The following is a 12,100-nucleotide window of genomic DNA, read 5'->3' as shown; positions in this document are numbered from 1 at the left end:
CGTGCCACCGGATCTGGCCCGCTATGCTACAGACACTTGGAGCGGATCACGCCACACCGCTCGCAAGCGTTGACGCTTGGAACCACATCGGGGGTCTGTGCGTCCAAACCAACGTGGGGAGGAAACCGTGAGCGGCGGACAAAAGGCGTCCGACTATGTCCTGGAACCCTGTGTCGCGATGCCCGAGATCACGCGTGCGCCGGATCAGAGGGACTGGGGGCAGGCAGTTGATGGCATCGGCGTGCTTTCCGAGAAGGGGATGTGGGAGGCGAGGGCGAAGGCGGCGGAGGATGCGGCGGAGAAGCTTCGCGACTGCCTCAATACCGTGTCGCAGATCGCTGCAGCAAACTACTTCGGGCGAGACTGCCAAGAAGGCGGATTCCTGAGGGACCGCCTCAGATCGAGTATCACAAGTGACGCTGGATGGGCTGCCGCGATAGACCTGCAAATTAGCGAACTGATGAAACTCGCACAGAAGTGCGCAGAAGCAGCAGAAACCCTCGAATCACAGGACCGCTCGTCGGCGGGCAATTTTGCAGAGAAAAGGTAGACCATCGCGAATGGGAAACCGTGGATGGTTTGCAGCGCTAGTTGCACTTGCCGCATTGACAGCCAGCTGCTCACAGCCCAGAGATCTGACACCAGAATCTGCCCCTGTGGATTCGACTAACCCCACTGGGTCATACGTTCGACAGACGGACTCAGATGGTCTCCCCCTCCCGTTCGTAAACAGAATGCCGAAGCGATGGAACTCCTCAAACGACGGCTCGCCCTATGAGCCGTGCACGGCAATGGATCGAGGTACGGCCGCGGAACTAGGCTTAGACCTTAATTCGGTAAAGGACGCCGCCAAAGTCGACGGGCAAACGCTGAGAGGGTGCGAATGGCGATACATTGACGCCGAGGAGTGGTCATGGTCTGCCTACCAAATGGTGGCAGATTACGACGGCCTCGCCGACTATAAGAGTTTGAACCCGACATTCAATTGGCTTGAGAACCAAGAAGTTGATACACGTAGCGTGGGAGTTGCCTCCTTGAACTCTGGGCAATGCTTCACGTACGTGCAGTCCCTGGATTCCGGGGTCGTCACCGGGGTGGGTTATGCCGGTCTCCCCAAACCCCCACTCACCGAAATCTGCCAACGCGCAATCGATCTCACCAAAGCAACCATCGACAAAATCCCGGAGTAGCCCGATCCGAGTGAGGTGAACGTACCGGAAAACAGCACGTTCTACTCAGTCGCCGGGGAGGTCACGGTTCGTCGGGGAGGCGGAGTTCGGGCTTCTCGAGTTCCTCGATGTTGACGTCCTTGAAGGTGATGACGCGGACCTGCTTGACGAAGCGGGCGGGGCGGTACATGTCCCAGACCCAAGCGTCGGACATGCGGAGCTCGAAGTAGATCTCACCCTCGGTGTTGCGCGGGACCAGGTCTACGGAGTTGGCGAGGTAGAAGCGCCGTTCGGTCTCGACCACATAGGTGAACTGTCCGACGATGTCCTTGTACTCCCGATACAAGGAGAGTTCCATCTCGGTTTCGTACTTCTCGAGATCCTCAGCACTCATTCGTCAAGCCTATCGTGGTCGGGTCGGGGTCGGAGGTCACGCGGGAGGCGACATTCCGGTAGGACATTCGGTGTTGCTGCGACGGCCCGTGGCGGTCGAGGCAGGCCATGTGATGTGCGGTGCTGTAGCCCTTGTGGACGGCGAAATCGTAGCCGGGCAGGTCCTGATCCATCGCCACCATCAGCCGGTCGCGCGTCACCTTCGCGATGATGCTCGCGGCGGCGATGCAGGCGGCGGCACCGTCCCCGCCGATCACCGGCAGCGACGGAACGGTCAGTCCTGGCACGACGAAACCGTCGGACAACACATAACCCGGGGTCACATCCAGGCCGGCGATGGCCCGCCGCATGCCCTCGATGTTGGCGACATGGATGCCGATGCGGTCGATCTCGGCCGCGGGGATCACCACCGCATGCCAACTCAACGCGTACTTCGTGACCGCTTTGTAGAGCTGCTCGCGCGTGGCCTCGGTCAGTCGCTTGGAGTCGTCGAGATCGGCGAGCGAGGCCAACTGCGTGGGCTTGAGTACACACGCGGCGACCACCAGCGGCCCGGCACAGGCGCCGCGGCCTGCCTCATCGACCCCCGCGACAGGGCCGAGCCCGTTGCGGTGCAGCGCGAACTCGTAGGTACGCAGACTCGCTGCCCGTCGGATCGGGAATCTCGGCGGCCACCGGCTCATCGGTCGGGCTCCCACATCACAGGTCAGCTCTCATGACTGCGGGTTGTCCGAGGACACACCACCGATCCTCGAGAAGGGATAGATGATGAACTGCACCTTGCCGCGAATGTCACTGACCGGCACCGTGCCCTGGTACTCGTCCTCCATGTGGAACCGGGAGTCCGCCGAGTTCGCGCGGTTGTCGCCCATCACCCACACGTTGCCATCGGGCACCTTGACGGGACCGAAATCCGGCCCGAAGCACGCATTGGGCTGACCGTTCGGATTCGCCGCGAATTCGTTGCCGGCCGCCACGTCTTGGGCCTGCAGCGACTTGTCTACGTAGGGCTCGTCGAGTGGCTTACCGTCGACGGTGACACCCACGTTGTCGGAGTTGCGGCACTCGACGGTCTGCCCGCCGGTGGCGATCACCCGCTTGACGAGGTTGTTCTCGTCCGGCGGCGCGAAGCCGAACCACGACAGTCCGTCCTGGATCTTGTGCACCACCGCGTTGTCCGACCGCGGCGAGAGCCACGCCCCGTCCCAGGATTCGGTCGGAGCCTTGAACACCACCACGTCACCGGGTTCCGGCTCGCCGAAGCGATACGACAGCTTGTCGATGACGATCCGGTCGTTGGTGCACCCCGTACAGCCATGCAACGTCGGTTCCATCGATTCCGACGGAATCACGTACTGCCGTCCGACGAAGGTCTGCAGCAACCAGGTCAACAGCAACACACAGCCGATGATGATGACGGCTTCGCGCAGAAGCGAGCCACGCTTCTCCGGCTTGTCCTTCTTGCTGCGCCACGGACGCTCGTCGGGGTGCTCGCCGTCGTCATCCCAGCCGTAGTCCTCAGGACGCGAGGACGAATCGGCAGACGACCGCTGCGCACCGGGGTCGGGTTCGTTACCGGCGGAGTGAGAGTCGGCCACGTCGTCAGGGTAGACGGGTCAGCGCTTTTCCTTGATCTTGGCTGCCTTGCCGCGCAGATCGCGCAGGTAGTACAGCTTGGCGCGACGGACGTCACCGCGGGTGACGACGTCGATCTTGGCCAGGTTCGGGCTGTGCACCGGGAAGGTGCGCTCAACACCGACGCCGAAGGACACCTTGCGCACGGTGAAGGTCTCGCGAACGCCGCCACCCTGGCGACGGATCACGACACCCTTGAACACCTGGACACGTTCCTTGGAGCCCTCGATGACCTTGACGTGGACGTCAAGGGTGTCGCCGGGGCCGAATTCGGGGATGTCGTCGCGGAGCGACTGCTTGTCGAGGAAGTCGAGGGTGTTCATCGTGGTTGATCCAATCTGGCGTATGCGCTGAACAGAGGAACCTGGCGGCCCCGCACATGTACCCCCGACAGGTCGGGAATCATCTGTGAGGTTCGACCGGTTCGTGCTCCGAGTCGTTGGGTGCGCCCGGATCAGGTCCGTCCGGAGCTCTCCTCCGAGTCGAGACATCGTCTCCAGGCAACCCGACTATTGTGCCAGAGATACCCCGGTGGGGCGAAATCGCCGGTGGCGGCGGTGCCGGATGAACTGTCTGATTCAACCGGTCTTCGGTGGCCGCGCGCACGTGTGGCAGCACATCGGGCGTGCCGGCGATGAGATCCTGCACCAGGATCTTGGCTCGGACAAACGGTCGGCGCAAGGTGCGTTCGCGGGCAATGGCCCGCTCGAGTTTGCGGGGCCGCGACAGATACCGCCAACGCGCCCACGGCGAGGTCGGTCGCGCCAGGCGCAACACCCCGACGATCAGCAGCGGCCAGGCGAACACCCCGATGACCCCGGTCCACACCTTTCCCTTGAGAACGACGAGCGCCGCCAACGCGAGATTCAGCGTGGCCGCCGCGACGTCGACGACGGCGGTTCGACCGACCCGCAGATCATCGAGAGCATCGAAATAGAGATCCAAGGGCCGGAAGCCCAGCAGGATCATGCCGGTCGCGGCCAGCGCGATGAAGACCGCGTCGACCGATGTGCGTCCCTCGTGTGACCAGTACACATCGCGCAGATAAAAGATCAGTGCGAACTCGTCGAGGATCAGGGCGGCGCCGACACCGAACAGCCCCGCCAACACCGTCATCACCGCTTGATCGCCACTGACTGCGAACGCGATCAGTCCGAGCCCCGACAGCAATGTCAACACCACACCGAACACCATGTGATGGATGTGGGTATCGCCGGCGGTCACGTTCGAGAACCACCACCGCACGTCGGCGCGGATCAGGCGAACACTGATCCGAATCCCCACGAACCCGACGATCAGCCCGAAGAAGAACACCAGCAGGGGCAGCCGCCCACGATCGATGATGTCGTGGTTCAGCCAGTCCGAGGCCCCTCGGGTGAGCCAATCGTGCACATGCCCAGGCTAGCCCGCATAGCGGATCAGCACGCTGCGCACGGCGGCCGGACCGCGGCAGGCCACAGCCGCCTCGTAGGTGGCATCGCGCAGCCGATCACGAGCGGGTCGACCACCCCGATCCGCACCGATCACGTGCGCGACGCAGTTGAGCGCCCGCGCCTGGAAGAACGCTCGCTCCCGCGCCGCCTGGTCCCCTCGCCGCCGTGCGGCGAAGGCACGTTGCTCGTACTGCGAGAGCAGGCTGTTGATCTGGAGCGCACTGCTCGGCGCCACCGACCCGCGTTCCTTGAGTTCGGTGAGAGCCGCGGTCACCTCGGCGTCGTCGCCCGTATCGACGGCCGACATCACCGTGATGGCCAGAGAATACAAGCACGGTGAGAGGTCGTCGGCTCCGACGCGATCCACCAGGTCGGCGAGTCCCGCGTCCAGGCGGTCGACGCGGTGACTCACGGTTGGTCCAGCTGCGAATCGTCGGCGAAGTCCGATCCGACGTCGTCGGAGCCGTGCGCGTCTGGTGCGAACAGTTGGGTGTCCGTGTCGGCCATGGACGCCACGGTCGCAGCGTCCATGGGGGTCGCGGCGGCGATCGCCTGGCACCGGATGCCGTGGCGGGCCATGTGGTCGACGATGGCGAGCTCGGCGGCCTGCCCGTCACCGACCAGGGTCTCGGCCGCGCCGATGCCGACGCCGTCGCGCTCGTAGGGATAGCACTCGTCAGTACCGACGACGAGTGTGCGGGCTCCGTCGGGACCGCGGCCGACGCCGACCGCCATCCGAACCCAACCGGTCACCGACGCCGGTAGCGCCGATTGCAGTGCCGCTGCGCGTCGCTGCAACCATTCGGCATCGGTCACGCTCATCTCCGAGGACTCGGCGCCGGCCGCGGTGGCGTGTGACCCCGCGAGCACCCCGGCGCCGGCGGCGATCGGCCCCAGCGCGGAGAACGGCATCATGCCGCTGGTGGCGGCGGGCGGGTGATCCCCATCGTGACGGCCGGCATCGGTCGCCTGGTCGGTGTAATCGTCGCCCGCGGCGGTCAGCGCCATCCGCCCGGCACCGGCCGCCACCACCCGCGCGGAATCGTCGCCGAGTGACGCCATCAGGTCCCCGCGCAACCGTTCACGATCGGCGATCGATGCGATCACCGTCATGTCGTTGTGCGTGGCGACCGCGGCTTTCGCGTAACGCTCCAGCGAGTCGGCGGCAGACTGCAGGCGCTCGGCGGTGCGGGCGAGCGCGGAGTCCGAGGAGGCCACGATGTGCCGATACCCCGCGTCGAGCCCTTCCCGGAACTGTCCGGACCCGCCCGAGCCTCGCCGATGGGCTGCATCCAGTTCGGCCACGACGGCGGCGAGCCGGGTTGCCAACCGGCGGCAGCGTGCTGCGGACTCGTACAGCGTCGCCACGTCGGCGGTCGGCCACCGACCGGGGGCGAGTTCGTCGGCCAGCGCCCGGATCTCCGGCGGTACCGGGAGCGCTACGACCCCGACGGTCACCGGGATTCCTTGGTGAGCCTCAGCGCGACATCGTGATCGGCGGCGTCGAGTTCACCGATGCCGCGGCGGATCAGATTTCGGTGACGTTCCAGCTCGGCGGCCGCCGATGCGGCCGCCCCCCGGATCTCGTGGGCCCGCGGTGCGAAGCCGGAGCGAAACGCCCGTGCGCCCTCGTCGACGCCGATCGCGGCATCGGCATCCCCGAGCACCGCATCGAGCTCATCCAGCAGACGGTCGACGTCCCGGTGGACAGCACCCACCTGCTCGGCCAACTCGGTCAGCTCCGTGAGGTCGGCGTGAAGCCGGTTACCGCCGAATCCCGCGGCCGTTGCCTCGGTCATGTCTGCTCCCCCGTCTGTCGCATTCATCGCCGACGATCCTCGCCGATCTCGGCATAGCCCGGTGATGGTTGGACGGCCGCGGACAGGATCTGGTTCCGCTGATCGTGCAGACGCTGGTCGGCCTCACTGACGAGCGAGGTGATCTGCGCCGACAATTGCTCGGCCCGGTACCGACGCATGGCGCGCGGATCGATGCTCAGATCCACCAACAGCCCGCGGGCGTCGACGGTGACCGACACCAACTTGTCGGCGCTCGTCGCGTGCGCCGTCACCCGTGCGACCGCCTCGCTCACACGGCTCAACTCGGCACGCTGACGTTCGAGTTCGTCGAGCATGGCCGACCATCGATCAGACATGAGCCCCCTCCCCGGTGCGATCGATCGTATCGGCAGCATCGACGGGGCGAGAACCGCCGTCGCACTCTGCGCCGTGTGTCGACCGTCCGGCGCCTCACCGGCCGTCGGTTCCGTCCTCGGCGGGCAGCAGGTCGGGACGCCGTTCCCGGGTGCGTTCGAGCGCCTGTTCGCGACGCCACGCCGCCACTTTGGCGTGGTCCCCGCTGAGCAGCACCTCGGGGACATCCAGGCCACGCCACGACACCGGCCGGGTGTAGCTCGGGCCTTCGAGTAGACCGTCGGAAAACGAATCCTCTTGGTGCGAACGAGGATTGCCCAGCACTCCGTCGAGCAGCCGGACGGTGGCCTCGATCATCGCCATGGCCGCCACCTCACCGCCGATCAGAACGAAATCCCCCAGCGACACCTCTTCGACGCGCACCCGGCGGGCCGCGTCGGCAAAGACCCGTTGGTCGATACCCTCATAGCGCCCGCAGGCGAACACGAGGTGGCGTTCGCGACTCCAACGCTCGGCCGTGTCCTGGGTGAAGGGCACGCCGGCCGGTGTCGGCACCACCAGCAGCGCGGCGTCGGGGCACACGTCGTCGAGACACGGTCCCCACACCTGCGGCTTCATCACCATGCCGGGACCGCCGCCGTACGGCGAATCATCGACACTGCGGTGGACGTCGTGGGTCCATTCACGCAGGTCGTGCACATCGACACTGATACGGCCGGCCTCGATGGCCTTGCCCAGTAGCGCAACGCGCAACGGGTCGAGGTAGTCGGGGAAAATGGAGACGACGTCGATCCGCATCGTCATCCTTCGGGGTCGTCGATCAGGCCCGGCGGCGGATCGATCGTGATGCCGTCCGTCGTCACCGACGGCACGATCTCGCGGACGAAGGGCACCAGCACCTCGCGATCGTCCGGAGTCCGCACGGCTAGCACATCGCTGCCCGGCAGGTGCAGGACGGAGGCGAGCACACCGACCTCGACGCCGTCGACGGTCGTGACGGGCAAGCCCTCGATCTCGTGGTCGTAGAACTCATCGGGATCATCCCCGGAATCGACCTCGGAACTGTCGATCACGAACAGCACCCCGCGCAGCGCATCGGCAGCAGTGCGGTCGGATGCCTCCGCCACCGACAGCAACAGCCGCCCGGCATGGTGCCGGGCGGCTGTCACGGTGAAATTCTGCTCGCCACCCCCGCGCGACAGCAGTCCACGCAGAACAGTGCCGGGAGCGAATCGTGCCGTCGGATCATCGGTGCGGATGTCGACGACGATCTCGCCGCGCACTCCGTGCGATTTGGCCACGCGGCCGATCACGAGATCCATCGCGCAGAAGTGTCGATCAGCGGTCGGTGTCGACGATGTCCACACGCATCCCGCGGCCACCGATGCCGCCGACGAGAGTGCGCAGGGCGGTAGCGGTGCGACCATTGCGGCCGATCACCTTGCCGAGATCCTCGGGATTGACGTGTACCTCGACCAGCCGGCCACGACGCCCGGTGATCATTTCGACACGGACGTCGTCAGGGTTGGCAACGATGCCACGGACGAGATGCTCGACCGCGTCGGCGACGACAGCGCTCACGCGTCACCCTGAGCGGCCGGGACCTGGTCGGCCGGAGCCTGGTCGGCAGGCGCCTCGGCCGGGCGCGCCTCTGCGGCCGCGGTGTCGGCGTCGGCCTTCTTGGCGGCCTTCTTCTTGGGAGTGGTGGCATCGGCGACCGGCTCGCTGTCCGCGGCGGCGAGCGCAGCGTTGAACAGATCCAGCTTCGACGCCTTCGGCTCCTTGGTCTTCAGGGTGCCCTCGGCGCCCGGCAGGCCCTTGAACTTCTGCCAATCACCGGTGACCTTGAGGATGGCCTCGACCGGTTCGGTCGGCTGGGCGCCGACGCCGAGCCAGTACTGGGCGCGCTCGGAGTCGACCTCGATCAGGCTCGGCTCTTCCTTCGGGTGGTACTTGCCGATGGTCTCGATCGCCCGGCCGTTGCGGCGGGTCCGAGAGTCGGCGACGACGATGCGGTATTGCGGGTTGCGGATCTTGCCGAGCCGCGTGAGCTTGATCTTGACAGCCATGTCTTCTCTTTCAGTGGTCACTGCGCAATTCAGCGGCCCGCCCGGAGCGACGGACCCGGTTTTGCGTTCTGTTTCGGTGTGACCGCCGGTCGGTACGTAACCGGTTCCGGCGAACCGACGTGCAATTCTGCCAGATGAGCGGGCCGGATCGGAAATCACGGGCCAAAGCCGCACCACTGACACGGGTGCGATTCACGGGGTAGCGGTGGAGTCTGTCGGTGGGGTCCGACATGTGGTTACCCACCCCGCTGAAGGTAACCACATGTCACGCAAACGATCGCTGAGCTTTTTCGCACCTCGGTCGACTCGGCGGCCTCCCCCGACCGTTACCCGAACCGTCGAACCGAATGCGGGCTCCGGCGTCGCGAACCCTGCTGCGCAGCGATTACTTTACCAGCCGGTAAGTTAGCACCACCAGCTCACACCGAGTGCATTACCTCACACGAATACGTCACACCAAAGGCTGCGACCTGCGATTGCTGTGAGCTACCGCTAGTGGACAGTTAGCCCCGAGCAAACGATCTCGGTGGGCCGTCGCAGCGTGGTCAGGTCGACGCGGGGATCCTCGGCGAGCACCAGGAAGTCGGCCGGGTCGCCTTCTTCGAGCACCCCAGCACCCAACCAGCGTCGAGGCGCGACCGATGCCGCGTACAACGCATCGCGCGCACCGAAGCCGACCGCGGCCATCGCGTCGATCTCGTCGACGATCCGACCGTGCTCGACGAAGCCGCCGGCGTCGGTGCCCGCGAACATCGCGACACCCGCCTCTCGCGCGGCGGCGAACACCGCACCGGCATTGTCGTAGAGCTTGCGCATGTTGGCCTGGTAGGTGGGAAACCGGTCGGCGCCGTCGGCGATACCCGGAAAGTTCTCCACCTGGATCAGCGTCGGGACCAACGCGATCGATCGCTCCACCATCGCATCCATCAGATCGGTGGTCAGCCCCGTACCGTGCTCGATGCAGTCCACACCGGCGGCGATCAGATCGGGCAGGGCATCGGCCCCGAACACATGCGCCGTGATGCGCGCGCCCTCGGCGTGGGCCGCGGCGACGGCGGCGTCGAGTTGCGCTCTGGTCCACAGCGGGGCGAGGTCGCCGACCTCCCGGTCGATCCAGTCGCCGACCAGCTTGACCCAGCCGTCGCCGTCGCGGGCCTGCCGGGTGACCTCGGCGGCCAGATCGTCGGGGTTCTCGAGGTCCACACCGTAGTCGCGCAGGTACCGCTTGGGCCGAGCGATGTGCTTGCCGGACCGGATGAACCGGGGGCAACTCGAGTCACCATCGAGCGGATGGGTGTCCAGCGGGGAACCGACCTCGCGGATCAGCAGGGTGCCCGCCCGCACGTCGGCATGCGCATACCGGCGGGCCTGCTCGATGGTCACGCCGAGTCCCGGTGCGATGCCGACATGGTTGTGCGCATCCACCAGACCCGGGATGATCCAGCCACCGTCGGCAGCCGTCTCGGCGCCGCGCACCGGCTCCCGGGTGATGAACCCGTCGACGACCCACAGGTCGATCTGTTCATCGGTGAACGGGTCGATGCCGCGGTAGTGACGAATGTCGCGGTCGGGCACGGCTTCGGTCACGTCGGCGGCCTCGTCACTTCTTCTTCGGGTTCTGGAACTGTGAGACGTCGATGCCTTCGAGCCCCGGCGGCAGTTCGTCGAGACCCGCCGGCATGTTGGACAGATCGGGGAACCCGCCCGGCATCCCGGGCATCCCGGCCATCCCGGGGAATCCACCCCGCACCTTCGGCGGTGTGGGCCCCCGACTCTTGCCCTTGCCCTTCTTGCCCTTGCCCTTCTTGCGGTTGTTCTTACGGCCGCCACCGACGCCCATTCCCATCCGGCCGGACATCTGCGCCATCATCTTGCGGGCCTCGAAGAAGCGGTCCACGAGTTGGTTGACCTCGCTGACCGTGACGCCGGAGCCATTGGCGATGCGCAGCCGCCGGGAGGCGTTGATGATCTTCGGGTTGTCGCGCTCGGCAGGCGTCATACTGCGGATGATCGCCTGCACCCGATCGAGCTGCTTGTCGTCGACCTGTGAGAGCGCGTCCTTCATCTGCCCGGCGCCCGGCAACATGCCCAAGATGTTGCCGATCGGCCCCATTTTGCGGATCATCAGCATCTGGTCGAGGAAGTCCTCGAGGGTGAGTTCACCCTGGGTGATCTTGGCGGCCGCGGCCTCGGCCTGCTGGGCATCCCAGTGCTGTTCGGCCTGCTCGATGAGCGACAGCACATCGCCCATGCCCAGGATGCGACTGGCCATCCGGTCGGGGTGGAAGACGTCGAAGTCGTCGAGCTTCTCCCCCGACGACGCGAACATGATCGGGCGCCCGGTGACCTCGCGCACCGACAGCGCCGCACCGCCGCGGGCGTCGCCGTCGAGTTTGGTGAGCACCACGCCGGTGAAGCCGACGCCGTCCTGGAATGCCTCGGCGGTGCTGACGGCGTCCTGACCGATCATGGCGTCGACGACGAACAGGACCTCGTCGGGTTCGGTGGCCTCCCGGATGTCGGAGGCCTGCCGCATCAGCTCCTCGTCGATACCGAGTCGACCTGCGGTGTCGATGACGACCACGTCGTAGTGCTGCGCCGTCGCCTCGGCCACACCATCACGAGCCACCGCGACAGGATCACCGGAACTGACCGTGCCCAGCTCACCGGTCTGTCCGATGCTGGTACCGGGGTCCGGTGCGAACACTTTGACGCCGGCACGTTCGCCGACGATCTGCAGCTGCGAGACCGCCCCGGGCCGCTGCAGGTCGCAGGCCACCAGCAACGGCTGATGCCCCTGCTTCTTGAGCCAGTTGCCGAGCTTGCCGGCCAACGTGGTCTTACCGGCACCCTGCAGGCCGGCGAGCATGATCACCGTCGGCGGCTTCTTCGCATATTCGATCCGACGGGTCTCCCCACCGAGGATGCCGACGAGTTCGTCGTTGACGATCTTGACGACCTGCTGCGCCGGATTCAGCGCTCCGGACACCTCCGCGCCCTTGGCACGTTCCTTGACCTTCGCGATGAAACCGCGCACCACCGGCAGCGAGACGTCGGCCTCCAGCAACGCCAGCCGGATCTCCCGGCAGGTGCGGTCGATGTCGGCGTCGGACAGCCGTCCTTTGCCGCGCAGGTCCTTGAGCGCACTGCCCAACCGATCGGAAAGCGAATCGAACATTCTTCTAGTCTTCCATGCTCGTCATGCGGCACTCCGGGTGTGGCCCCGACTCTTTGCCTGGCGGTCGCGC

General features: G+C 66.1%; 17 protein-coding genes. 2 read left to right on the top strand and 15 right to left on the bottom strand.

Annotated features, from left to right (window positions below; genetic code table 11):
* Positions 1-127: 127 nt before the first annotated feature.
* Positions 128-550 carry a hypothetical protein gene (locus tag VX037_RS16200; protein ID WP_328714948.1) on the top strand — a complete coding sequence of 141 codons (423 nt, stop codon included), beginning with the start codon at positions 128-130 and terminating at the stop codon, positions 548-550.
* A 10-nt stretch (positions 551-560) separates the two neighbouring features.
* Complete coding sequence (locus VX037_RS23730) at positions 561-1,190, top strand: DUF3558 family protein (protein ID WP_442903687.1); 630 nt, start codon at positions 561-563, stop codon at positions 1,188-1,190.
* Between the two features lie 61 nt (positions 1,191-1,251).
* Here the strand turns inward: VX037_RS23730 and VX037_RS16195 are convergent, their stop codons facing one another.
* From VX037_RS16195 to ffh, 15 genes are all read right to left on the bottom strand, one after another.
* Positions 1,252-1,563: a DUF2469 domain-containing protein gene (locus tag VX037_RS16195; RefSeq protein ID WP_235722282.1), complete on the bottom strand. Its 312-nt coding sequence runs from the start codon at positions 1,561-1,563 to the stop codon at positions 1,252-1,254.
* The gene (locus VX037_RS16190) at positions 1,553-2,245 is read right to left on the bottom strand and encodes a ribonuclease HII (RefSeq protein WP_235722283.1); all 693 of its coding nucleotides are present in this window, start codon (positions 2,243-2,245) and stop codon (positions 1,553-1,555) included. The genes VX037_RS16195 and VX037_RS16190 overlap by 11 nt, the downstream gene beginning before the upstream one ends.
* Positions 2,246-2,275: 30 nt before the next feature.
* Entirely contained in the window at positions 2,276-3,160 is an 885-nt protein-coding gene (gene lepB, locus VX037_RS16185; protein WP_266063029.1) for a signal peptidase I, read from the bottom strand.
* 18 nt (positions 3,161-3,178) lie between these two features.
* A complete protein-coding gene (gene rplS, locus VX037_RS16180) occupies positions 3,179-3,520 on the bottom strand; it encodes a 50S ribosomal protein L19 (RefSeq protein ID WP_235722285.1) in 342 nt (113 codons plus the stop codon).
* Positions 3,521-3,599: 79 nt separating this feature from the next.
* Positions 3,600-4,589: a hypothetical protein gene (locus VX037_RS16175; protein ID WP_266063030.1), complete on the bottom strand. Its 990-nt coding sequence runs from the start codon at positions 4,587-4,589 to the stop codon at positions 3,600-3,602.
* Between the two features lie 9 nt (positions 4,590-4,598).
* Positions 4,599-5,042, bottom strand: a complete 444-nt coding sequence (locus tag VX037_RS16170) for a hypothetical protein (RefSeq protein WP_328714946.1) — start codon at positions 5,040-5,042, stop codon at positions 4,599-4,601.
* Entirely contained in the window at positions 5,039-6,088 is a 1,050-nt protein-coding gene (locus VX037_RS16165; protein WP_328714944.1) for a hypothetical protein, read from the bottom strand. Before VX037_RS16165 ends, VX037_RS16170 begins: the two co-directional genes overlap by 4 nt.
* Positions 6,085-6,429, bottom strand: a complete 345-nt coding sequence (locus tag VX037_RS16160; RefSeq protein WP_328714943.1) for a hypothetical protein — start codon at positions 6,427-6,429, stop codon at positions 6,085-6,087. The genes VX037_RS16165 and VX037_RS16160 overlap by 4 nt, the downstream gene beginning before the upstream one ends.
* A 23-nt stretch (positions 6,430-6,452) precedes the next feature.
* The gene (locus VX037_RS16155; protein WP_235722290.1) at positions 6,453-6,785 is read right to left on the bottom strand and encodes a YbaB/EbfC family nucleoid-associated protein; all 333 of its coding nucleotides are present in this window, start codon (positions 6,783-6,785) and stop codon (positions 6,453-6,455) included.
* Between the two features lie 94 nt (positions 6,786-6,879).
* The gene (gene trmD, locus VX037_RS16150; protein ID WP_235722291.1) at positions 6,880-7,581 is read right to left on the bottom strand and encodes a tRNA (guanosine(37)-N1)-methyltransferase TrmD; all 702 of its coding nucleotides are present in this window, start codon (positions 7,579-7,581) and stop codon (positions 6,880-6,882) included.
* Positions 7,582-7,583: 2 nt separating this feature from the next.
* Positions 7,584-8,105 (bottom strand): ribosome maturation factor RimM, encoded by a 522-nt coding sequence (rimM, locus tag VX037_RS16145; RefSeq protein WP_235722292.1) that lies wholly within the window; start codon positions 8,103-8,105, stop codon positions 7,584-7,586.
* A gap of 16 nt (positions 8,106-8,121) precedes the next feature.
* Positions 8,122-8,364, bottom strand: coding sequence for an RNA-binding protein (locus VX037_RS16140; protein WP_235722293.1), 243 nt, complete (start codon positions 8,362-8,364; stop codon positions 8,122-8,124).
* Positions 8,361-8,852, bottom strand: coding sequence for a 30S ribosomal protein S16 (gene rpsP, locus VX037_RS16135; protein WP_235722294.1), 492 nt, complete (start codon positions 8,850-8,852; stop codon positions 8,361-8,363). Before rpsP ends, VX037_RS16140 begins: the two co-directional genes overlap by 4 nt.
* Positions 8,853-9,344: 492 nt before the next feature.
* Positions 9,345-10,439 carry an amidohydrolase family protein gene (locus VX037_RS16130; RefSeq protein WP_235722295.1) on the bottom strand — a complete coding sequence of 365 codons (1,095 nt, stop codon included), beginning with the start codon at positions 10,437-10,439 and terminating at the stop codon, positions 9,345-9,347.
* Positions 10,440-10,452: 13 nt separating this feature from the next.
* On the bottom strand, positions 10,453-12,030 hold the full coding sequence (ffh, locus tag VX037_RS16125; RefSeq protein ID WP_287015630.1) for a signal recognition particle protein: 1,578 nt from the start codon (positions 12,028-12,030) through the stop codon (positions 10,453-10,455).
* Positions 12,031-12,100 lie beyond the last annotated feature (70 nt).

The organism is Gordonia sp. Z-3 (assembly GCF_036233855.1).
Lineage (GTDB): Bacteria > Actinomycetota > Actinomycetes > Mycobacteriales > Mycobacteriaceae > Gordonia > Gordonia tangerina.
The sequence above is the reverse complement of the archived record's forward strand: the minus strand, read 5'-3'. Positions and strand labels throughout refer to the sequence as shown.

Bases quoted from the DNA above. Each gene is read 5' to 3' on its own strand.
- VX037_RS16160 (WP_328714943.1), bottom strand. From the start codon at position 6,429: ATGACCGAGGCAACGGCCGCGGGATTCGGCGGTAACCGGCTTCACGCC.
- rimM (WP_235722292.1), bottom strand. From the start codon at position 8,105: ATGGATCTCGTGATCGGCCGCGTGGCCAAATCGCACGGAGTGCGCGGC.
- ffh (WP_287015630.1), bottom strand. From the start codon at position 12,030: ATGTTCGATTCGCTTTCCGATCGGTTGGGCAGTGCGCTCAAGGACCTG.
- VX037_RS16190 (WP_235722283.1), bottom strand. From the start codon at position 2,245: ATGAGCCGGTGGCCGCCGAGATTCCCGATCCGACGGGCAGCGAGTCTG.
- rplS (WP_235722285.1), bottom strand. From the start codon at position 3,520: ATGAACACCCTCGACTTCCTCGACAAGCAGTCGCTCCGCGACGACATC.
- trmD (WP_235722291.1), bottom strand. From the start codon at position 7,581: ATGCGGATCGACGTCGTCTCCATTTTCCCCGACTACCTCGACCCGTTG.
- rpsP (WP_235722294.1), bottom strand. From the start codon at position 8,852: ATGGCTGTCAAGATCAAGCTCACGCGGCTCGGCAAGATCCGCAACCCG.
- VX037_RS16155 (WP_235722290.1), bottom strand. From the start codon at position 6,785: ATGTCTGATCGATGGTCGGCCATGCTCGACGAACTCGAACGTCAGCGT.
- VX037_RS16195 (WP_235722282.1), bottom strand. From the start codon at position 1,563: ATGAGTGCTGAGGATCTCGAGAAGTACGAAACCGAGATGGAACTCTCC.
- VX037_RS23730 (WP_442903687.1), top strand. From the start codon at position 561: ATGGGAAACCGTGGATGGTTTGCAGCGCTAGTTGCACTTGCCGCATTG.